This is a genomic window from Synechococcus sp. Minos11 (assembly GCF_014279855.1).
In the GTDB taxonomy this organism is placed as follows: Bacteria; Cyanobacteriota; Cyanobacteriia; order PCC-6307; family Cyanobiaceae; genus RCC307.
In genome coordinates this window covers 745508-765257 of record NZ_CP047953.1, presented here as the reverse complement: position 1 = coordinate 765257, position 19750 = coordinate 745508, and the positions used below count along the sequence as shown (strand labels likewise).

Genomic DNA, 19750 nt, shown 5'->3' with positions numbered 1-19750 from the left:
CGTCAGCTCAGGCCGGCTAAGGCCTGGCTGAAGTCGGCAACGATGTCATCAATGTGCTCAATGCCAACTGAAACGCGCACCATGGTTGGCGTAACGCCAGCTGAGCGCTGCTCGTCTTCACTGAGCTGCTGGTGGGTGGTGGAGGCCGGGTGAATCACCAGGGTTTTGGCATCACCCACATTGGCCAAATGACTGGCCAATTCCAAACCATTAATGAACGACACCGCATCGTCGAATCCACCTTTGAGGGTGAACATCAACATGCAGCCCATACCGCGTGAGGTGCAGTAGGTCTTAGCGCGTTCGTGATACGGATCACCAGCCAAGCCGGGGTAGCTAACACTCTCCACCTGAGGCTGAGATTGCAGCCAAGTGGCCAAGGCCATGGCATTGGACGCATGGCGCTCCACCCGAAGGCTGAGGGTTTCAAGACCCTGCAACAGCATGAAGGAGTTGAAGGGGCTTTGGGCCGGGCCCCAATCGCGCAAGCCCTCAATGCGAGCCCGCAGGGCAAAAGCGATGTTGCGATCAGCCGGCAGGCCGAGCATGCCGCAGATATCGCTGCCAAAACCAAAGGCATCCCAGTGCACAAGGCCGTGATAGGCAGCGCTGGGCTGACTCATCAAAGGGAATTTGCCTGAGCCCCAATCGAAGGTGCCGGCATCAACAATCACCCCGCCCAGGCTGGTGCCATGGCCACCAATCCACTTGGTGGCGCTTTCCACCACCACATCAGCGCCATGCTCGATGGGGCGAATCAGGGCACCAGCGGCGCCGAGGGTGTTGTCAACGATCAGAGGAATGCCATGGTCATGGGCTAAGGCAGCCAAAGCTTTGAAATCGGGGATGTTGAAGCGGGGGTTGCCCATCGCCTCGACATAGATGGCCTTGGTGTTCTCATCGATTTGGGCTTTGAAGCTTTCCGGGTCATCGCCTTCAGCGAATTTCACCTGAATGCCCAGCCGGGGGAACTGAACCTTGAACTGGTTGTAGGTGCCTCCATACAAAAAGGAGGTGGAGACCAAGTTGTCACCAGCCTGCATGAAATTGGTGATGGCCAAAAATTGCGCTGACTGCCCCGAGGCGGTGGCCACCGCAGCCACGCCACCCTCCAGCGCCGCCACCCGCTTTTCAAAGACATCGGTGGTGGGGTTCATCAAGCGGGTGTAGATGTTCCCGAATTCCTTCAGCCCGAACAGATTGGCGCCGTGCTCGGCGTCATTGAAGACGTAGGAGGAGGTTTGATAAATCGGAACCGCACGGGCATTGGTGGTGGGATCCGCCTGCTGGCCAGCGTGCAGCTGAAGCGTTTCAAACCGTTGGCTCATCAATGCTTGGGCACTCATCGCCCCTTTCTAGCCTCCAGATATCCCCCCTCTCGAGCTGCTGCTGCCGCTGGGCGAAGCGTTTGCGGTCGGCATCGCTGAAGCGCTCGATGCAGTGCAAGCAGCTCACTCCTTTGACATAGCTGGGCAGCTCACACTGCTGCGGCGTCAGCGGCAAACCGCAGGCGTGGCAAAGGCTGTGATCACCCGGCTCCAACTGGTGGTTGAGGGCCACACGCCGGTCAAACACAAAACACTCACCCTGCCAGCGGCTGTGCTCTGGCGGCACCGTTTCGAGGTAGCGCAGGATGCCGCCCTCCAGGTGATGCACCTGATCAAACCCCTGCTGCAGCAGATGGGCGGTGGCCTTCTCGCAGCGAATCCCGCCGGTGCAAAACAGGGCCAGCTTCTTGGCACCGCGCTCTTGCATCAGGGGGCGCAATTCCTCAGCGGCCCAAGCGGGGAACTCGCGGAAGCTCTCGGTCTGTGGATCCACTGCTCCGGCAAAGCTGCCCACCCCCACCTCGTAGCTGTTGCGCGTATCGATCACCAAGGTGGTGGGATCGGCGATCAAGTCGTTCCACTGCTCTGGGGGCACGTAAGTCCCCACCTGTTCAGTGGGGTCCACGCCTTGGTGGCCCATGGTGACGATCTCCGCCTTCAAGCGCACCTTGAAGCGCAAAAAGCAGGGCTGATCACACCAGCTGCGTTTCTCTTGAAGGGCTTCGAAGCCTGCCTCTAGCCGCAAGCGATCGAGCAGTGCGCTGACTGCTTCCACCGAGCCGCAAACCGTGCCATTGACCCCTTCAGCGGCGAGCAGCACCGTGCCAAGCAGCCCTTGATCCCCGCCAAGCTGTTGCAGCTCCGCGCGCAGGTTGTCCAAGTTCTGCAACGGCGCAAAGCGATAAAACGCCGCCACCAGCCATGGACCGTTCGGGGCCATCAGGCCGCTGCCACGCCCTCCAAACTGCTGCTCACTCCAGCTGCAGCCAGAAGCGCCTGATCAGCCTGAACCGCTGGGTTGCTGGTGGTGAGCAAGCTGTCGCCATAGAAGATCGAATCAGCACCGGCCAGCAAGCACAGGATTTGAGCCTCCTGGCTCAACCTTTCCCGGCCTGCACTGAGTCGCACCCGGGCCTCGGGCATCAGGATCCTGGCCACCGCCACCATGCGCACCAACTCCAGCGGTTCCCAGGGCTCTTGATCTTCCAAAGGCGTTCCCTCCACGGCCACCAAGCCATTGATGGGAACGCTTTCAGGATGGGGATTCAACCCAGCCAACACCTGCAAAAGGGAGGCGCGATCACGGCGTGATTCGCCCATGCCGATGATTCCGCCGCAGCACAGGCTCAAGCCAGCATCACGGGCCCGCTGCAGGGTGTCGAGGCGCTCTTGATAGGTGCGAGTGCTGATGATTTGGTCGTAATGCTCGGGGCTGGTATCGAGGTTGTGGTTGTACGACGTCAGTCCGGCTTGGGCGAGGCGCTCGGCTTGCGAATCGGTGAGCATGCCAGCGGTGACGCAGGCTTCCATGCCCAGCTCGCGCACCCCCCGCACCATGGCGAGCATCGCGTCAAACGGTGCGCCCTCACGGATCTCACGCCAGGCCCAACCCATGCAGAAGCGATGGGCCCCCGCATCCCGTGCCGAGCGGGCCTGCTGCAGCACACCATCCACTTGCAATTGCAGCTCGGGTTGCGCCGTCACATCACTGCTGTGATGCATGGATTGCGGGCAATAGGCGCAGTCCTCTTCACAGCCACCGGTTTTGACGCTCAGCAAGGACGCCAACTGCACGTGATAACCGGCTGGATGCGCGTCGCGATGCACCTGCTGAGCGCGCCAAAGCAGATCCACCAACGGCAGCTCCAGCAAGGCTTCGATTTCAGCGAGATCCCAGTCGTGGCGAATGAGAGCGGACATCAGTTCTCCTCTTGCACGCCACCAAAACGGCGCTGACGGCCCTGGAAATCCACCAGGGCCTGCGTCAGGGCAGTCGCATCAAAATCAGGCCACAACACATCGGTGACATGCAGTTCGGCGTAGGCCAGCTGCCAGAGCAGGAAATTGCTCAGCCGCTGCTCACCGCTGGTGCGAATCAATAAATCAGGATCCGGTTGTCCGGCCGTGTGCAACTGGGCCGCAAAGGCACGCTCATCGATGGCGTCGGGGTCCAACTCACCGCGCTGCACCTGAGCTGCCAAGGCGCGGGCCGCGTGCACCAGCTCCTGGCGGCTGCCGTAGTTGGTGCAGACATTGAAATGGATGCCGCTGTTGGCTGCTGAACGCTCAGTGGCTTCGGTGATCAGGGCCTGAAGCTTGGCGGGCAAGGGAGCCAGATCGCCGAGGAAGCGGATGCGCACCTGCTCTTTCTGGAGGGCCTCGAGCTCACGGGCCAACACCTGCTCAAACAGGGTCATCAAAAAGCTGACCTCTTCGCCAGGACGGGACCAGTTCTCCGTCGAGAAGGCATAGGCCGTCAACGCCCCAATGCCCCAGTCACTGCATAAACGCAAGGTGCGCTTGAGGGCTTCCACCCCCTGGCGATGGCCCATCACCCTGGGCAAGCCCCGCTGACGCGCCCAGCGGCCATTGCCATCCATGATCACGGCCACATGGACGGGCAGCTGGTCTGCCTGCAAGACAGCAGGCAAGGCAGTGGTGGGGGCAGGCCTAGCGGCCGCCACCGGAAGCCGGCTCATGAACGCACACGCGTGGTGGAGTCGGAACGATCTCCACTCAAAGAGGATTTAGGCAGCGTACGCGCCTGACGCCGGCTCACCGCCTCACTCAGCAACTCGCGCAAACGCTCACGGGTGATGGGCCGCTCAAAGCGTCCCTGGCTCGCCATCGAAATGGTTCCTGACTCCTCACTGACCACCACACAGAGGCAGCGGTCATGACGCTCGGTGAGGCCAAGGGCAGCCAAATGCCTGGTGCCATGGCGCGTGAAGCTGCTCTGCCGCGACAACGGCAGGATCACACCCGCCGAGGCCACGCGGTTGGCCTGAATCAGCACCGCTCCATCGTGCAGCGGCGAATCGGCTGAAAACAGATTGAGCAGCAGGTCCACCGAGAGGGTGGCATCGATATTGACCCCTGGATTGAGAAAGTCCTCGGGCCGCAGATCACTGCCGAGGTCCAAAACGATCAGACCTCCGCAGCGGCGCTTGGAGAGCTGGGCGGCGGTGTCCACCAACAAATCCACGGTGCCGGCTTCCTGCAGATCGGTGGGGCGGCTCCCCATCAACACCGCCAGGCGTCCTGTGCCCAGCAGCTCCAGCAACCGCCGGAGCTCACCTTGCAACAGGATTGCCAGGGCCAGCCCGCAGACCAGCACCAAGGCTTCGATCAACTTGGCCGTCAGCGGCAGGTTGCCATAGCGCTGCAGCAACCAGCCCAGGGCCACCAAGAGCAGATAGCCACGCAGCAACCAGAGCGTGCGGGGCTCACTGACGCGGCCAAGCAGGAGATAGCCAAGCGCCCCGGCACAAAACAGATCCAGCAGCATGCGCAGCCACAGCACCGCTGAATCCCTCCTTCGTTGCGATCACACTACCGATCGCAGCCGCTCCGGCAGGACGTCGTAGCGCAACAGTTCGTCTGGCCTCTCCCTCCTTTGCACCAGCTCGGCGCAGCCATCCGCCACCAACACGGCAGCCGGCTTGGGGATTCGGTTGTAGTTCGAGGCCATTGAGGCGTTGTAAGCGCCTGTGGCGAGCACCACCAACACATCACCAGGCTCGGTGGCCGGCAGAGGGAACTGCTTGAGCAACACATCGCCGGATTCGCAGTGTTTGCCCACCAAGGTCACGGTTTCGGTGGCTTCCGCCCCCGGTCGATCGGCCAGGCAGGCGGTGTACTCCGATTGGTAGGTAATCGGGCGGGGGTTATCGCTCATGCCGCCATCGACAGCCACATACGTATTGAGATCGGGGATCTGCTTTCGGCTGCCAACGGTGTAGAGGGTCACCCCAGCAGGAGCCACCAGGGATCGGCCCGGCTCGCATAACAGACGGGGGAGCTCGAGATTGCGCTCCCGGCAGGCCGCCACCATCGCTTCGGCGACCACCTGAACCCAGCCATCGATGCTCGGTGGATCGTCGGAGGCCACATAGCGGATGCCCAAACCACCGCCCACATTCAGATCGCTGGGTTCATGGCCCAAGCGGCGAGCCAGCACCAAGGCATCGGCCAAGACAGCCGCCAAGTCGCGGTGGGGCTCCACTTCAAAAATTTGAGAGCCGATATGGGCATGCAAACCCTGAACCCGGGCCCATCGGCAACCAGCCAGATGGGTCAGCACCTGCTCCAGCTGATCGGGATCAAAGCCGAACTTGCTGTCGAGATGCCCGGTGCGGATGTATTCGTGCGTGTGGCACTCAATGCCAGGGGTGAAGCGCAACATCAGCGCCACCGGTTCGGTGCGGCCCTGAGCCAACTCCTGCAGCAGGGTGATGTCGTGCCAGTTGTCGACCACCACCGTCACACCGTTTTGCACGGCCAGGCCCAATTCCTCGCTGGATTTGTTGTTGCCATGCAACACGATTCGCTCAGGCGGCATGCCGCCCTCGAGTGCCGTCAACAACTCACCGGCTGAGACGGCATCAAGGCCCAACCCTTCCGATGCCACCACGGCGGTGATCGCCAAGCTGCTGTTCGCCTTGGAGGCGTAGACAGCCAACGACGGCCCTGGGTAATGGCGTTCCAATGCCTCGCGGTAGGCGGTGCAGGCCTGGCGCAAGCTGCGTTCATCAATCACATAGAGCGGTGTGCCAAAGCGCTGGGCCAGCTCGCTCAACACGCACTCGCCAACGCGCAGGCGACCGTCTGGATCGATGTCGGTGCTGAGCGGAGCAAGATTGCGGTTGGGGCTGCTGAGATCAACTCCCCCAGCTGCCCAAGGCAGCGGACTCGTCGCAACCGGGGAGGTGCTGACCATGTCGGGAACAACGCAAGCTTCAACGTCCTCCCATCCTTTCAGTCCGCAGGATCCACGACCACTGGCTGCCTGCGACCTGGCGGCGTGCCTGGCCCTTGACCAACAAGCCCTAGGCGGCTTTTGGAGCCAAGAGCAATGGCTCAAGGAGCTTGAGCACCCGCAGCGGCTGACCGTTGGGCGCTGGGATCTCAAACAATGTCAGCTGCTCAGCCTGGCCAGCGGATGGCTGGTGGCAGGCGAACTGCAAGTGATGTTGGTGGCTGTCCAACCAAACCAGCAGCGCCGCGGGCTCGGGCGCCAAGTGCTGCAGGCCCTGTTGCTACGGGCTCAAGAGCTGGATTGCAGTACTGCCTCGCTGGAGGTAGCTGCCAGCAATCAAGCCGCCATCAACCTCTATGGGGCCCTCGGCTTCATCAATTGCGGACAACGCAGCGGTTACTACCGCAACGGTGAGGATGCCCTGCTCAAATGCCTCGATTTGAAGCAAATTCAAGTTCGTACGGATAACCGTCCTGAGTAATGCCAACAGAGGACAACTAAGTGTTGCTAATGCCGCAAGCAAATGAGTCTATGACTTGGGTCTCACTGAGAGCAGCATCTTTAAAACCTGCAAACTTTGATCTCGCAAAGTTCCATCGGTTTTCCCCCTGCAACAACCCCTTCAATCCTGATAGCGTGTTGTCACTCTGAGCGGCCCCAGGCTCCATGTTTGAGCGCTTTACCGAGAAGGCCATCAAGGTCATCATGCTGGCCCAAGAAGAGGCAAGACGTCTTGGTCACAACTTCGTTGGCACCGAGCAGATCCTGTTGGGTCTGATTGGAGAAGGCACCGGTGTTGCGGCCAAAGTCTTGAAGTCAATGGGCGTCAACCTCAAAGACGCTCGCGTTGAAGTCGAAAAAATCATTGGCCGCGGTTCCGGCTTTGTGGCCGTTGAGATTCCATTCACCCCCCGCGCCAAACGCGTTCTCGAGCTCTCCCTCGAAGAAGCCCGTCAGCTCGGCCACAACTACATCGGCACTGAGCACTTGCTGTTAGGCCTGATCCGCGAAGGTGAGGGCGTTGCTGCGCGCGTTCTTGAAAACCTTGGTGTTGACCTGGCGAAGGTACGCACCCAAGTGATCCGCATGCTCGGCGAAACCGCCGAGGTGGCCACCGGTGGTGGTGGCAAGGGATCCACCAAGACCCCAACGCTCGACGAGTTCGGCAGCAACCTCACCCAGCTAGCCAGCGAAGGCAAGCTCGATCCTGTGGTTGGTCGCCACAACGAGATTGATCGTGTCATTCAAATCTTGGGCCGCCGCACCAAGAACAACCCCGTCTTGATTGGTGAACCTGGTGTCGGCAAGACCGCCATCGCCGAAGGGTTGGCTCAGCGGATCCATGCTGGTGAAATTCCCGACATCCTGGAAGACAAGCGTGTTCTGACGCTGGACATCGGTCTGTTGGTGGCTGGCACCAAATACCGGGGCGAATTTGAAGAGCGCCTCAAGAAGATCATGGATGAGATCCGTGGCGCCGCCAACGTGATCTTGGTGATCGATGAGGTGCACACCTTGATCGGTGCCGGTGCCGCCGAAGGCGCCATCGATGCCGCCAACATCCTCAAACCAGCCCTTGCCCGTGGTGAGCTGCAGTGCATTGGGGCCACCACCCTTGATGAATACCGCAAGCACATCGAGCGCGATGCTGCCCTCGAGCGTCGCTTCCAGCCCGTCAACGTTGGCGAACCCTCCGTTGAGGACACCATCGAAATTCTGATGGGCCTGCGCGAGCGCTACGAAGCGCACCACCGCCTCAAGATCACCGACGATGCCGTGGTGGCCGCCGCCACCCTTGGCGATCGCTACATCTCCGATCGCTTCCTGCCCGACAAGGCCATCGACTTAATCGATGAGGCTGGCAGCCGCGTACGCCTGCTCAATTCCAAGCTGCCCCCAGCGGCGAAAGAGTTGGACAAGCAGCTGCGCGAGGTCCAAAAAGACAAGGAGACCGCCGTTCGCGAGCAGGACTTCACCAAAGCCGGTGAGCTGCGCGAGAAAGAGGTGGAGCTGCGCGAGCAGATCCGCGGCATCACCCAGAACCGCCGCGATGAAGCCAGCAGCGAAGCCTCTGAATCCGGTTCCACTTCGGCCGATGCAACGACGCCCGCCGCTACCACCGCAACGGCTGACACCATTCAGGACAACAGCCCCGTGGTGAATGAAGAGGACATCGCCCAAATCGTGGCGTCCTGGACTGGAGTTCCTGTTCAGAAGTTGACCGAATCCGAATCGGCCAAGTTGCTGAACATGGAGGAAACCCTCCACCAGCGCCTCATTGGCCAAGACGAGGCTGTCAAAGCTGTCTCCAAGGCCATCCGACGCGCCCGCGTCGGTCTGAAAAACCCCAATCGCCCGATTGCGAGTTTCATCTTCTCAGGCCCCACCGGTGTTGGTAAGACCGAGCTCACCAAGGCCCTGGCTTCGTATTTCTTCGGCAGCGAAGAAGCCATGATTCGCCTCGACATGAGCGAATTCATGGAGCGCCACACGGTCAGCAAGCTGATCGGTTCGCCTCCCGGTTATGTGGGCTTCAACGAGGGCGGCCAGCTGACCGAAGCGGTTCGCCGCCGGCCCTACACCGTGGTGCTCTTCGACGAAATCGAGAAAGCACACCCCGATGTGTTCAACCTGCTGCTGCAGCTACTGGAAGACGGTCGCCTGACCGACTCCAAAGGCCGCACGGTGGACTTCAAGAACACCTTGATCATCATGACCTCGAACATTGGTTCGAAAGTCATCGAGAAAGGCGGCGGTGGTCTCGGCTTTGAGTTCAGCGGCGACGACGCTGAGGAAACTCAGTACAACCGCATTCGCTCACTGGTGAATGAAGAACTCAAGCAGTACTTCCGCCCTGAGTTCCTCAACCGCCTCGACGAGATCATCGTCTTCCGCCAGCTCAACCGTGATGAGGTGAAGCTCATCGCCGACATCATGTTGCGCGAAGTCTTCAACCGCATGAAAGAGAAGGGCATCCTTCTCTCCGTTACCGAAGCCTTCAAAGAGCGCTTGGTGGAAGAGGGCTACAACCCCGCCTACGGCGCCCGCCCGTTGCGGCGTGCGGTGATGCGCTTGCTGGAAGACTCCTTGGCTGAAGAGTTCCTCGCCGGCCGGCTCAAGGAAGGTGAATCCGCCCTGGTGGATGTCGACGATGACAAGCAAGTGGTCATCCGCCCAGGCGGTACCACCAGCGCACCGCAGGAGCTGGCCAGCAGCAGCGTCTGAAGCGCAACAGCAGGGAGCTGATTCGTAGGCTGAGGCCATGAGCAGCACCATCTCGTCCCACGCCATTGCTCCAGCAAACGTGCTGCGCGGCAGTGGCGCTTGGGGCGAAGCGCTTTCGTTGATTGCCGAGCTGTGCCAAAAGCCGTTTGTGCTGGGCCGCAGCGATGCCACAGCGGATTTGCGCCAAACACTGAGAAGCGATCTCGAGGCAACAGGCCTGTCTGTTGACACTGGAGAGCTGGAATTCGATTGCTGCGAGCAAGATCTGCAGCGTTTAGCCACTGAGATCAGAGCCTGCGGCTGCGATGCGGTCTTGGCCGCCGGCGGGGGCAAGGTGCTGGATGCCGGCAAGCTGCTGGCTGACCGCCTGGGTTTGACCTGCATCACGGTGCCCACCAGCGCCGCCACCTGCGCCGGCTGGACCGCACTGGCGAACATCTATTCACCGCAGGGGGCCTTTGAAGGCGATGTGGCACTGCGCCACTGCCCCGAGCTGTTGATCTTTGACCACGATCTGGTGGTTCAGGCTCCGGCGCGAACCCTGGCGAGCGGCATCGCTGATGCCATGGCCAAGTGGTATGAGGCATCAGTGAGCAGCAGCTCCAGCACCGATGGACTGGTGCAGCAGGCGGTGCAGCAAGCCCGCGTGCTGCGCGATCAACTGCTGCTCGAGGGACTGGAAGCCATCGAGCATCCGAGGTCTGAGGCCTGGCAACGCGTGGCTGAAGCCAGTGGTCTCACCGCTGGGTTGATTGGGGGCATCGGTGGTGCTCGCTGCCGCACCGTGGCCGCCCATGCGGTTCACAACGGCCTCACGCAGTTAGCCGCTTGCCATGGCGTGCTGCATGGCGAGAAGGTGGGCTTTGGGATCTTGGTGCAGTTGCGCCTGGAAGAGCAGCTGGGGGGCAGCCAACTAGCCGCGCAAGCCCGCCGGCAACTGTTCAGCTTTTTCCGCCAATTGCAATTGCCCGTGAGCCTGGAGGAGCTGGGACTCGCTAGCGCCAGCTTGCAGGAACTGCAAGAGGTGTGCCGCTTTGCCTGCCGCGATGGCTCCGATCTGCACCATCTGCCTTTTGCGGTGTCCCCCGATGATCTGCTCTCCGCACTCGTGAGCAGCAGCCAGGGATGTCTGACGCACTAAAAGCTGCTGCGCAGCAGCTGATCGATCCGCAAGGGCGTGAGTTAGCCAAGGCTGTGCGCTGGCTGGAGCTGGATTTGGCCGGCTTAGATCCCAAGCTGCGCTGGCCAGTGGCTGTGGTCGGCGAAGGCCAACCGGTGTTGCTGCTGCATGGCTTTGATAGCTCCCTGCTTGAGTTCAGGCGCCTGGTACCACTACTGGCCGGTCGCTATCAACTCTGGATCCCCGACTTGTTTGGTTTTGGCTTCACGCCAAGACCGGAAGGCATTGGCTACAACCCCGAGGCGGTGCTCCAACATCTGCTGGCCATCACGGAGCAGATACCAGCGGGCCCCATCGGCCTGATTGGTGCCTCGATGGGGGGGTCGGTGGCCGTGGTGCTGGCCCGTGCCCTACAAGACACACAACCGCAGCGCATTGAGAAGCTGTTGCTGCTGGCTCCAGCGGGGCTGACTGGCAAACCCATGCCACTACCGCCGCTGCTCGATCGTTTGGGGGCCAGCTTCTTGGGCCTGCCGGCTGTACGCCGCGGCCTCTGCCGCCAAGCCTTCGCAGATCCCGATGCAGCCGTGGGGCCAGCCGAAGAAGAAATCGCCAGCCTGCATCTGAGCACCCCAGGCTGGGCAGCCGCACTGGCCTGTTTTGCCCGCAGCGGTGGTTTTGCCGGGGTTGGCGCGCCATTGCCTGCAGCGCCCATTCATGTGCTCTGGGGCGCGCAAGACCGCATCCTGCGAGCACCCCAAAAGCGCGCCGCTGAAGCCTTGCTGGGAGATCGGCTGCAACTGGTGGAAGGCTGCGGCCACCTGCCCCATCTCGATCAACCGGAGCTGGTGGCCAGCACCTGGATGGCCCGATGAGCGGGCCGGCGCTGGGGGTGATCAGCCAAGCCATCAAGCTCTGGCTCAAAAGCATTTGCAGCCAACTGCAGCATCTCGATCTGAAGCTGCAAGGCTCGCTCTGGCGCCTGCTGCAGGGCCACCTGGCCGGGGCCACCGTTCGCGCCAGGGGCGTGGTGTTTCAAGACCTCGCCCTTGAGCAGGTGGAGCTCAGCAGTGAACCGATTGATCTTGATGTGGGTGCGCTGCTGAAAGGCCAGCCGCTGCAGCTGCGCCAAAGCTTCTCGGTGAGAGGGTGGGTGCAATTCAGCGAATCCGGTCTCACCGGCTGCCTGCAAAGCCCTGCCCTTGCTGAGTTCAGGGCTGAACTCAGCGACGTGTTGTTATGCGGCCAGCCCCTGCAGCATTTGGAGATCCAAGCCGACAAGGTGCTGCTGCACTGCGCATTGGCAGCTCCTGTGCCCTGCCAGTGCGTTCTGGAAAACGGGAAGTTGAGCCTGCGCGATCAGGAGAAAACATTGGTCGTGCCAATGGATCCCGCTATCACCCTGGAGCAGCTAGAGCTGCAAGCGGCTCAGCTGACGCTGCGAGGGCAGTCAGTGGTGAGCCCCGAAGCGGCTGCCTAGCGCACCAGCGGCAAGACCAAAGTGACGGCGTAAAACACCACCGCAGGGGTGAACAAATAACTATCGACCCGATCGAGAATGCCGCCATGGCCTGGAATCAACGCGCCTGAGTCCTTCACACCGGCATCGCGTTTCATCATCGATTCGGTGAGATCACCCACCAGGGCAAACAGCGCTACCAAGCCCCCCAGCCCAGCACCGAGCAAAAGCCCCAACGGCCAACCCAACAACCAGCCCCCCAGAGCGCCCGTGATCACCGTGGCGAACAAGCCCGCCAAAGCCCCTTCCACCGTCTTGCCCGGTGACACCTCCGAGAGGCGCGTGCGGCCAAAACGGCTGCCCCACAAATAGGACCCGCAATCAGCCGCCCAAATCAGCACAAACGCCAACAGCGTGATCGACAGTCCCGGATGCAGAGGCCAATGGGGCGCCGCCCAAGCGTCACTGAGATCGCGTAAGCGCACCCAATGGCTGGGCAAAAAGCCCAAATAAAAGAGGCCAAAAATCGACGCCGCGATATCGGCGATCGTGCCGGTGACCGGCTGCAGCAGCAGCCAGCCACAGATCACCGAGCCCGCCACTGGCAGGACCGCTGCCGCCCAGGGACTTCCCGGGGCCAACTGGGTAATGATCAACAGCAACTGACAGGCCACCAAGGTGGTTTTGCTGGCTGGACGAATGCCCTTGAACTGGGCCAGCCGGAAAAATTCCAGCAAGGCCAGATGCACGATCACACCGAGGCTGAGGGTGAACCACCAGCCCCCCAACCCAACGATCAAGAGACCAAAGGCTGCCGCCGCCAGACCGCTCAACCAACGGCTCGAGCCCCTCATGGGTGACGTTCGGCCGCAATCACGAACAGAGGTTCCGCCGCGGCCAAGCGCGTTTGATTGCTGCGCCGCACCATGCGATGAACAGTGGCTTGAGACACCTGCACATCATTGGCTGCCAATTGACCCAGATGGTCGGTGGCATCCACCAAGCCCTCCAGACTGGTGGTGCTGATCACCAAACGACCAGCTGGAGCCATGGCATCCCAAACGGCTCGCAGCACATCGCCCAAGGGACGCCCCACCTCCAGCACCACCCGGTCTGGAGCCGGCGCCAGCTTGGCGAGATCGGCTGGAGCTTGCCCCGCAAACACCTCGAGATTTTTGATCCCAAACCGGGCCCGGTTGAGCTCCAGCAGATCGATCGCTTCTGGATCACGCTCGAGCGCCTGCACCCGCCCGCCGGGCAACAGACGGGCGATCTCCAGAGCCAGCGCACCAGTACCGCCGCCCACATCCCAAACCACTGAATCGGGTCTCGGCCGCAAATAGGCCAGCAGGATCACCCGCAGCTCCATCGGCGTCGGGCTAAATCCAGGAGCCGCCTCAAAAACCCCATCGGGCAAACCCGGGGTCACGAAATCCCACTGGTATGGCTCCTGAAGGGCCACTGCAATCAGACCAGAACCCTTACCGTATCAGGGATCTGACCGGCCCAAAGCCGCTGCTGCTGCTGCAGCCACTCCAAGCGCTCTGCTTCCAGCCGCTCACCTGGAAGCACCACTGGAATTCCTGGGGGATAGGGGCAGAGCAGTTCAGCGGCAATGCGCCCGCTGGCCTGGCCCAATGGCACCACTTCTGATAGCTGCGCCCAGGCCTGCTTTGGAGAGAGGGCCAAGGGGCTGATCAAAGGAAAGGGTGGCGGCTGCAGGGGCGGCAAAGGAGGCCCCCCATTGGCCTGCCGCAATTGCTGGAGTGCCTTTAGCAGTTGCCGTCCCACCCCCCGACTGGGCCCCAAGCCCAAACAAAACGTGAGGCTCAACAGCTCAGGGCATTCAGCAATCACACCGCGCCCCAGCAACCAGGCATCCGCCTCGGCCCCAGAGCATCCCCAAGCGCCGGTATGCAGCAGCAGCCGCAAGGGATCGTCATTCATCAATAAGGGAATGCCAGCAGCTAGCAGTTGCTCCCGCAAAGCCCGGGCCTGCTGCAGCCGGCCGCGCAGTTGCCGCCTGCCTGTGGCTGAGCAGTGATGGCGGTAGGCCTGCTCGGCGCTGAGCATCAACACAGCACTGGGGCTGCTGGTTTGCAGCCAGCCCAGGGATTGCTCGAGTGCAGCGGGCGCAAAGGCTGCGCCTTGGGCATGCAGTGCCGCGCTCTGGCCCAAGCCGCCCAAGCTCTTATGCACCGAATGCACCACCAGATCAGCGCCTGCCGCCAGGGCGCAGACCGGCAGGCTGGAATCAAAGCCGAAGTGCCCCCCATGGGCCTCATCCACCAGAACCGCCACGCCATAGCGATGGGCGATGGCCACCAGCGCCGGCAGATCACTGGCTAAGCCCTGATAGGTCGGTGAAACCAACACCAGCAGCGACACCGGGCCAACCTGTTGCAGCAATCGTTCGAGCTGTTCAGGCGGCAAGGGCTGCCACAGCCCTGTGAGCGGATCGATCGGCGGGCTGTAGAGCGATGGGGTGACGCCAGCCAAGGCACAACCGTGCAACAGCGAACGATGCAAGTTGCGCGGCAGCAGCAGCTGGCCGGGCCGTTGCGCGGCAGCCAGCAGGCAGGCCTGCAGCAGCCCGCTGGCACCATTGACGCCATACCAGCTGCGCTCAGCACCAAGGCCTTGGGCCACCTGCTGCTGGGAGTCAGCAATGGCGCCATCACGCTCGAGCGGTCCACCAATTTCAGGGAGCTCGGGCAGGTCGTAAGGCCAGGGCAGTGCAACGGCTGAAGGCGGCCGCCCAGCACCGCGGCGATGGGCCGGCAGATGCAGAAAGACGCCGGATGCACCAGCCGCCTTGGCAAGGGCTTGCTCCAATGGCCAGCGGGATGGGCGCAGCAACCTCGACGTCTTGAGCGCAGTTTCTAGAGTCTGCCCAGCACTGAGCCCTGCCATTCACCGCCAGTACCCCGTTCCCCTGCATCAATTGGTGGGCCGCCTGGTGGTGGTGCTCTGGCAGCTCGGCGGCTTGAGCCTCACCCTGGTCGTTCAAGGCGGCAGTGAGGACCGGGCTGTCCAGCGCCGTCTGGGCAAGCGTTTGCTGCATACGCTCACAGGCCTGGGGCCCTGCTTCATCAAGTTGGGCCAATCCCTCTCCACCAGACCGGATCTGGTGCAGCGCGATTGGCTCGAACAACTCACTCGCCTGCAGGACGACCTTCCGGCGTTTGATCACGGCAAGGCCCTGGCGACCATCCAAGCGGAATTGGGAGCACCGGCCGAGCAACTGTTTGCCACTTTCCCGGATCATCCGGTGGCGGCGGCCAGTCTCGGCCAGGTTTACAAAGCCAAGCTGCTCGATGGCCGCTGGGTGGCGGTCAAGGTGCAGCGGCCTGATCTAGAGCCGCGGCTGCGGCTGGACCTGGCCGTCATCCGCCTGATGGCTCAGCTGTCAGGACCGTTCCTGCCGCTCAACCTCGGCGACGACCTCACCGCCATCGTTGATGAGTTTGGTCAGACGCTGTTTCGCGAAATCGACTACGAGCTCGAAGCCGATAACGCTGAACGCTTCGCCCAGCTGTTTGAAACCGACCCCACCGTGGTGGTGCCTGAGGTGGAGCGGGTGCTCAGCAGCCGCCGCGTCCTAACCACCACCTGGCTTGCTGGGGTGAAGCTGCAGAACCGGGAGGTGCTGGAGCGCAACCAACTCGATCCCACCACCTTGGTGCGCGCTGGAGTGATTTCAGGGCTGCGGCAACTGCTCGAATTCGGCTATTTCCATGCCGATCCCCATCCAGGCAATCTGTTCGCCCTCTCGGGTGGTCCCAACGGATTTGGCCGGCTTGGCTACGTCGATTTCGGCATGATGGACATGCTGAGCAACGACGATCGGTTGACGCTGACCGATGCCGTTGTTCATCTGATCAACAAGGACTTCCGCGCCCTCGGCCACGACTTTGTGCGGCTGGGGTTTTTGCAGCCCGGCACCGACCTCGAGCCGCTGGTGCCAGCCCTCGAAAGCGTGCTGGGGGGACAGCTGGGTGACAGCGTTCAAGACTTCAACTTCAAAACGATCACCGATCGCTTCTCCGAGCTGATGTTTGAGTACCCCTTCCGGGTACCAGCTCGCTTTGCGCTGATCATTCGCGCGGTGGTCAGCCAAGAGGGCTTAGCCCTGCGGCTCGAGCCGGAGTTCAGCATCATCCGCGTGGCTTATCCCTATGTGGCCAAACGCCTGCTCGCGGCTGACACCGAAGAGCTGCGGCACAAGCTGCTCGATGTGCTGTTTGATCGCCAAGGCCGGCTGCAACTGGAACGGCTGGAGAACCTGCTGGAGGTGGTCGGCACCGATGGCAATCCTGCCGATTTAATCCCGGTCGCTGGGGCTGGCTTGAAGTTGATGGTGGGCAAAGAGGGCCACGGCCTGCGCCAACGGCTGCTCCTGGCCTTGGTGCGCGATGGACGGCTACACACCGATGACATCCAGGCGCTGGCGGCCTTGGTGCGCCGCCGGTTCAGTCCGGCTCGGCTGGCGGGCGACTGGTGGCAGCAACTCAGCCTTTAACGTGCAGCTCCCTTAAAGCCACCAGTGGACTACGAGACTTTTGATTTTGATCTGCCGCTGATGAGCCTGCCGCAGCCCCCTTATCTGGTGGCAGGGCTGGGTCTAGCCATTGGCGTGCTGTGCGGACTCACCTTCTCGCGCTTGATTCAAAACAAGTTGGATGCCTGGAAGCAGGACCGCCTCGCCCTATTGCCGTTGGGGAATGCCGAAATCACGATCAGCTACAGCGGTGTGCTGGTGGGCACCACCTTGTTCATTGGCGCCTCGCTGCAGGTGTTTGGCTTTGCCTCAGGGGCTGCCCTGCTGATTGCCACCCTGCTGTCCTTGCTCACCGGTGGCGCCCTTTGGGTGCAGCTCGAGCGCTTGATGGTTCAAGTCGAAGAAGGACGCTTCCGCGCCGTTGATTTCGACAACTTCGACGAATTTTTCTAAGCCAACTCAAATCTGCAGATCTTCGGTGAGCCCGTATTGGGCTCATTAAGAACGCGTTTAAAATTTGTTTAGAGCTAATTCGCAGTGCTCCCGTGGCCGTCAGCCCTCCGCCCCAGGCACCACCAACACGACTCTTGGTCGTTGAAGACGACGACACGATTCGCGAAACCATTGCCGAGGCCCTCAGCAGCGAAGGCTTTGAAGTTGATGCCGTTGGCAGCGGCAGCACAGCACTGGAGCGTTTCAAGGGGTCTCCGGATAACCCCTCCTGTGATTTGGTCTTACTGGACCTGATGCTTCCTGGCGTCAGCGGCCTGGATGTCTGCCGCTACATGCGCCGCCGCGGCTTTTCAACGCCGATCATCGTTGTGAGCGCCCGCGACAGCGAAACCGATCGGGTGGTGGGCCTGGAGATTGGGGCCGACGACTACTTGGTGAAGCCCTTTGGCATGCGCGAGCTCGTAGCCCGCTGCCGCGCGCTGCTGCGCCGCAGCGCCCGCAATGGCGATAGCGGTGCCAAAGAAGTGCTGCGTTTCGATGAGATCACGCTCTACCCCGAGGAGTGCCGCGTCACCCGCGGCGGCCAAGAGGTGAACCTCTCCCCCAAGGAATACCGCCTGCTGGAGGTGTTCATGCAAAGCCCCAAACGGGTTTGGAGCCGCGACAAGTTGCTGGAGCGTGTCTGGGGCATCGACTTCATGGGCGACAGCAAGACCGTTGATGTCCACATCCGCTGGCTGCGCGAGAAGTTGGAGACCAACCCCAGTGCGCCCACCTACATCCTCACCGTGCGCGGGTTCGGCTATCGCTTCGGATGATTGAAGCGTTGCGTCGCTGGCTGGGCCGGCCGCGTCAACCGGTGATCCGTTCGCGGCAGTTGCTCGATTGGTTGGAGGAGGCCTCTCAGGGTTTTTTGCTGCTTGATCGCGCCAACCGCCTGCAGCATCTCAATGGCCGCGCCCGCCGCCTGCTGGGCATCGGCACCGAGCAAGTGGTGAAAGGCCGCTATCTGCTGGAGGTGGTGCGCTGCCACCAATTGGAAGAATCGGTGCGCAAAGCGCGCGCCGGTGATGGGCGTCAACGGGTGAGCTGGACCAACAGCACCGTGAGCCCCACCCCACTGCATCCTGAGCCGATCCGCAGCGAGCCGCTCGAGGCCATTGCCATTGCAGGGCGTGACGGCTCCGTTGGGGTGTTTCTGCAGAGCCGCCAATCCCTGCAAGCCCAACAAGATCTGCACCAACGCTGGGTGAGCGACGTGGCCCATGAGCTGCGCACACCGCTAACGGCTCTCTCACTGGTGACCGAAACCCTGGCCCTCAATCCAGATCCAAAACAAGAGGTTCAAATCGAGCGGCTGCAGCGGGAGCTCAACCGCTTGCAGCAACTGGTGGCCGACCTGCTCGAGCTCAACCGGCTGGAATCCTCCGCGGCGGCCAACCGGGTGGAATCGATGGCCAGAGTGGAAATCCGTGAGCTAGCTAGCCAGGCCTGGCAAAGCTTTGCCCCGTTGGCTGAGCAACGCAGCGTTGAGCTCGTGATCGAAAGCAGCGGCAGCCACCCGGTGCGCGGCAACGCCTCACGGCTCCACCGGGCCCTGCTGAATCTGCTCGACAACGCGCTGCGCTACAGCCCCAACGAAACTTCAGTGGAGGTGCGACTGCTGCAGGAGGGCCGCTGGGAGCGCATTGAAGTGCGCGATAGCGGCGATGGTTTCAGCCCGGAAGATCTACAGCACATGTTTGATCGCTTCTACCGAGGGGACCCCTCACGCTCGCGAGGTAAGCGGGTGGGCAGTGGGCTTGGCCTGGCCATCGTGGAGCAGATCGCCCACGCCCATGGCGGCCACATCAAGGCCAAAAATCACCCCGATGGTGGAGCAGTAGTGCAGCTCTCGCTGCCAGCCAACAAGGCATGATCAGCGAGCGCCAACGCCTGCAAAAGGTGCTCTCCCAAGCGGGTGTCTGCTCAAGGCGGCGGGCCGAAGAGCTGATGCGCCAAGGCCGCGTGCTACTCAATGGACGCCCTGCCAGCCCAGGGGATCAAGGCGATCCACTACGCGATCGCATCTTGGTGGATGGTGAGCTGGTGTCGCCGCCAGCCGAAGAGCTCACCGTGCTGCTGCACAAACCCAGGGGCGTGCACAGCACCTGCTTTGACCCCCGCGGCCGGCGAACGGTGCTAGATCTGCTGCCCGCCGAGCTCGCAGAAGGGCAGGGGCTGCATCCGGTGGGGCGATTGGATTGCGACAGCCGCGGTGCCTTGCTGCTCAGCAACAACGGCGCGCTCACCCTGGCGCTCACCCACCCCCGCTTCAGCCACCGCAAGAGCTACCGCATCTGGGTGAGTGGCCATCCCAGTAGCGCCGTGCTGCAGCAATGGCGCCATGGGGTGCTGCTCGATGGCCGCCCCACCCGGTCAGCCGATGTACGAGAACTGCAGCAAGACGCAGAACACAGCCAGCTGGAGCTGGTGATGCGGGAGGGCCGCAATCGCCAAATCCGCCGTGTGGCAGAGCAGCTGGGCCACCCGGTGCGTGACCTATTGCGGGTCAGCATCGGCCCAGTCCAGCTAGGCGACTTACCCAGCGGTCAGTGGCGACGGCTGCATCCAGACGAACAGGCGGCGCTGAAAGCCGTCACATTGGCGGCATCCCGTCAAGAATCCAAGCAGCATTGAGCGGCGT

Annotated in this window: 19 protein-coding genes; 10 read left to right on the top strand and 9 right to left on the bottom strand. The window is 62.0% G+C overall.

The window, feature by feature from the left end:
• Positions 1–2: 2 nt before the first annotated feature.
• The 6 genes from SynMINOS11_RS04120 to lysA are packed head-to-tail and all read right to left on the bottom strand — an operon-like array spanning position 3 to position 6267.
• Positions 3–1328 carry an O-acetylhomoserine aminocarboxypropyltransferase/cysteine synthase family protein gene (locus SynMINOS11_RS04120; RefSeq protein ID WP_186550695.1) on the bottom strand — a complete coding sequence of 442 codons (1326 nt, stop codon included), beginning with the start codon at positions 1326–1328 and terminating at the stop codon, positions 3–5.
• Positions 1312–2268, bottom strand: a complete 957-nt coding sequence (gene trhO, locus SynMINOS11_RS04115) for an oxygen-dependent tRNA uridine(34) hydroxylase TrhO (protein ID WP_186550017.1) — start codon at positions 2266–2268, stop codon at positions 1312–1314. The genes SynMINOS11_RS04120 and trhO overlap by 17 nt, the downstream gene beginning before the upstream one ends.
• Positions 2268–3248 carry a biotin synthase BioB gene (gene bioB, locus SynMINOS11_RS04110; RefSeq protein ID WP_186550015.1) on the bottom strand — a complete coding sequence of 327 codons (981 nt, stop codon included), beginning with the start codon at positions 3246–3248 and terminating at the stop codon, positions 2268–2270. The genes trhO and bioB overlap by 1 nt, the downstream gene beginning before the upstream one ends.
• A complete protein-coding gene (locus SynMINOS11_RS04105) occupies positions 3248–4027 on the bottom strand; it encodes an isoprenyl transferase (protein WP_186550013.1) in 780 nt (259 codons plus the stop codon). The genes bioB and SynMINOS11_RS04105 overlap by 1 nt, the downstream gene beginning before the upstream one ends.
• A complete protein-coding gene (cdaA, locus tag SynMINOS11_RS04100; RefSeq protein WP_043737883.1) occupies positions 4024–4836 on the bottom strand; it encodes a diadenylate cyclase CdaA in 813 nt (270 codons plus the stop codon). The genes SynMINOS11_RS04105 and cdaA overlap by 4 nt, the downstream gene beginning before the upstream one ends.
• Positions 4837–4875: 39 nt before the next feature.
• Positions 4876–6267, bottom strand: coding sequence for a diaminopimelate decarboxylase (gene lysA, locus SynMINOS11_RS04095; RefSeq protein ID WP_186550011.1), 1392 nt, complete (start codon positions 6265–6267; stop codon positions 4876–4878).
• Here lysA and SynMINOS11_RS04090 point away from each other — a divergent pair.
• The 5 genes from SynMINOS11_RS04090 to SynMINOS11_RS04070 all read left to right on the top strand — a co-directional run bounded on the left by SynMINOS11_RS04090 (position 6266) and on the right by SynMINOS11_RS04070 (position 12131).
• Complete coding sequence (locus SynMINOS11_RS04090) at positions 6266–6787, top strand: GNAT family N-acetyltransferase (RefSeq protein WP_186550009.1); 522 nt, start codon at positions 6266–6268, stop codon at positions 6785–6787. The genes lysA and SynMINOS11_RS04090 overlap by 2 nt on opposite strands.
• 185 nt (positions 6788–6972) lie before the next feature.
• On the top strand, positions 6973–9531 hold the full coding sequence (locus SynMINOS11_RS04085) for an ATP-dependent Clp protease ATP-binding subunit (RefSeq protein WP_186550007.1): 2559 nt from the start codon (positions 6973–6975) through the stop codon (positions 9529–9531).
• Between the two features lie 37 nt (positions 9532–9568).
• On the top strand, positions 9569–10672 hold the full coding sequence (locus SynMINOS11_RS04080) for an iron-containing alcohol dehydrogenase family protein (RefSeq protein ID WP_186550005.1): 1104 nt from the start codon (positions 9569–9571) through the stop codon (positions 10670–10672).
• A complete protein-coding gene (locus SynMINOS11_RS04075) occupies positions 10657–11526 on the top strand; it encodes an alpha/beta fold hydrolase (RefSeq protein WP_186550003.1) in 870 nt (289 codons plus the stop codon). The genes SynMINOS11_RS04080 and SynMINOS11_RS04075 overlap by 16 nt, the downstream gene beginning before the upstream one ends.
• Positions 11523–12131: an LmeA family phospholipid-binding protein gene (locus SynMINOS11_RS04070; RefSeq protein WP_011935202.1), complete on the top strand. Its 609-nt coding sequence runs from the start codon at positions 11523–11525 to the stop codon at positions 12129–12131. Before SynMINOS11_RS04075 ends, SynMINOS11_RS04070 begins: the two co-directional genes overlap by 4 nt.
• Here SynMINOS11_RS04070 and SynMINOS11_RS04065 read toward each other — a convergent pair.
• From SynMINOS11_RS04065 to SynMINOS11_RS04055, 3 genes are read right to left on the bottom strand one after another with little or no spacing between them, the layout of a single operon-like run.
• On the bottom strand, positions 12128–12964 hold the full coding sequence (locus SynMINOS11_RS04065; RefSeq protein WP_186550001.1) for a phosphatidate cytidylyltransferase: 837 nt from the start codon (positions 12962–12964) through the stop codon (positions 12128–12130). The genes SynMINOS11_RS04070 and SynMINOS11_RS04065 overlap by 4 nt on opposite strands.
• A complete protein-coding gene (gene cbiT, locus SynMINOS11_RS04060; RefSeq protein WP_011935200.1) occupies positions 12961–13572 on the bottom strand; it encodes a precorrin-6Y C5,15-methyltransferase subunit CbiT in 612 nt (203 codons plus the stop codon). The genes SynMINOS11_RS04065 and cbiT overlap by 4 nt, the downstream gene beginning before the upstream one ends.
• A 5-nt stretch (positions 13573–13577) precedes the next feature.
• Positions 13578–15023, bottom strand: coding sequence for an aminotransferase class I/II-fold pyridoxal phosphate-dependent enzyme (locus SynMINOS11_RS04055; RefSeq protein ID WP_186549999.1), 1446 nt, complete (start codon positions 15021–15023; stop codon positions 13578–13580).
• Between the two features lie 52 nt (positions 15024–15075).
• Between SynMINOS11_RS04055 and SynMINOS11_RS04050 the strand changes: the two genes are divergently transcribed.
• The 5 genes from SynMINOS11_RS04050 to SynMINOS11_RS04030 all read left to right on the top strand — a co-directional run bounded on the left by SynMINOS11_RS04050 (position 15076) and on the right by SynMINOS11_RS04030 (position 19743).
• Positions 15076–16632 carry an ABC1 kinase family protein gene (locus tag SynMINOS11_RS04050; RefSeq protein WP_370586194.1) on the top strand — a complete coding sequence of 519 codons (1557 nt, stop codon included), beginning with the start codon at positions 15076–15078 and terminating at the stop codon, positions 16630–16632.
• A 60-nt stretch (positions 16633–16692) separates the two neighbouring features.
• Positions 16693–17064, top strand: coding sequence for a hypothetical protein (locus SynMINOS11_RS04045; protein WP_050815531.1), 372 nt, complete (start codon positions 16693–16695; stop codon positions 17062–17064).
• Between the two features lie 92 nt (positions 17065–17156).
• On the top strand, positions 17157–17882 hold the full coding sequence (locus SynMINOS11_RS04040; RefSeq protein ID WP_011935196.1) for a response regulator transcription factor: 726 nt from the start codon (positions 17157–17159) through the stop codon (positions 17880–17882).
• A complete protein-coding gene (locus tag SynMINOS11_RS04035; RefSeq protein ID WP_186549997.1) occupies positions 17879–18982 on the top strand; it encodes a sensor histidine kinase in 1104 nt (367 codons plus the stop codon). The genes SynMINOS11_RS04040 and SynMINOS11_RS04035 overlap by 4 nt, the downstream gene beginning before the upstream one ends.
• A complete protein-coding gene (locus SynMINOS11_RS04030) occupies positions 18979–19743 on the top strand; it encodes a pseudouridine synthase (RefSeq protein WP_186549995.1) in 765 nt (254 codons plus the stop codon). The genes SynMINOS11_RS04035 and SynMINOS11_RS04030 overlap by 4 nt, the downstream gene beginning before the upstream one ends.
• Positions 19744–19750 lie beyond the last annotated feature (7 nt).

What these genes read in the sequence shown, in the direction of transcription:
- SynMINOS11_RS04070 (WP_011935202.1), top strand. Translation starts at nt 11,523, where the DNA reads ATGAGCGGGCCGGCGCTGGGGGTGATCAGCCAAGCCATCAAGCTCTGG.
- SynMINOS11_RS04120 (WP_186550695.1), bottom strand. Translation starts at nt 1,328, where the DNA reads ATGAGCCAACGGTTTGAAACGCTTCAGCTGCACGCTGGCCAGCAGGCG.
- SynMINOS11_RS04080 (WP_186550005.1), top strand. Translation starts at nt 9,569, where the DNA reads ATGAGCAGCACCATCTCGTCCCACGCCATTGCTCCAGCAAACGTGCTG.
- SynMINOS11_RS04035 (WP_186549997.1), top strand. Translation starts at nt 17,879, where the DNA reads ATGATTGAAGCGTTGCGTCGCTGGCTGGGCCGGCCGCGTCAACCGGTG.
- SynMINOS11_RS04105 (WP_186550013.1), bottom strand. Translation starts at nt 4,027, where the DNA reads ATGAGCCGGCTTCCGGTGGCGGCCGCTAGGCCTGCCCCCACCACTGCC.
- bioB (WP_186550015.1), bottom strand. Translation starts at nt 3,248, where the DNA reads ATGTCCGCTCTCATTCGCCACGACTGGGATCTCGCTGAAATCGAAGCC.
- cdaA (WP_043737883.1), bottom strand. Translation starts at nt 4,836, where the DNA reads ATGCTGCTGGATCTGTTTTGTGCCGGGGCGCTTGGCTATCTCCTGCTT.
- SynMINOS11_RS04075 (WP_186550003.1), top strand. Translation starts at nt 10,657, where the DNA reads ATGTCTGACGCACTAAAAGCTGCTGCGCAGCAGCTGATCGATCCGCAA.
- trhO (WP_186550017.1), bottom strand. Translation starts at nt 2,268, where the DNA reads ATGGCCCCGAACGGTCCATGGCTGGTGGCGGCGTTTTATCGCTTTGCG.
- lysA (WP_186550011.1), bottom strand. Translation starts at nt 6,267, where the DNA reads ATGGTCAGCACCTCCCCGGTTGCGACGAGTCCGCTGCCTTGGGCAGCT.
- SynMINOS11_RS04090 (WP_186550009.1), top strand. Translation starts at nt 6,266, where the DNA reads ATGTCGGGAACAACGCAAGCTTCAACGTCCTCCCATCCTTTCAGTCCG.
- SynMINOS11_RS04055 (WP_186549999.1), bottom strand. Translation starts at nt 15,023, where the DNA reads ATGGCAGGGCTCAGTGCTGGGCAGACTCTAGAAACTGCGCTCAAGACG.
- SynMINOS11_RS04030 (WP_186549995.1), top strand. Translation starts at nt 18,979, where the DNA reads ATGATCAGCGAGCGCCAACGCCTGCAAAAGGTGCTCTCCCAAGCGGGT.
- SynMINOS11_RS04065 (WP_186550001.1), bottom strand. Translation starts at nt 12,964, where the DNA reads ATGAGGGGCTCGAGCCGTTGGTTGAGCGGTCTGGCGGCGGCAGCCTTT.
- SynMINOS11_RS04045 (WP_050815531.1), top strand. Translation starts at nt 16,693, where the DNA reads ATGAGCCTGCCGCAGCCCCCTTATCTGGTGGCAGGGCTGGGTCTAGCC.
- SynMINOS11_RS04085 (WP_186550007.1), top strand. Translation starts at nt 6,973, where the DNA reads ATGTTTGAGCGCTTTACCGAGAAGGCCATCAAGGTCATCATGCTGGCC.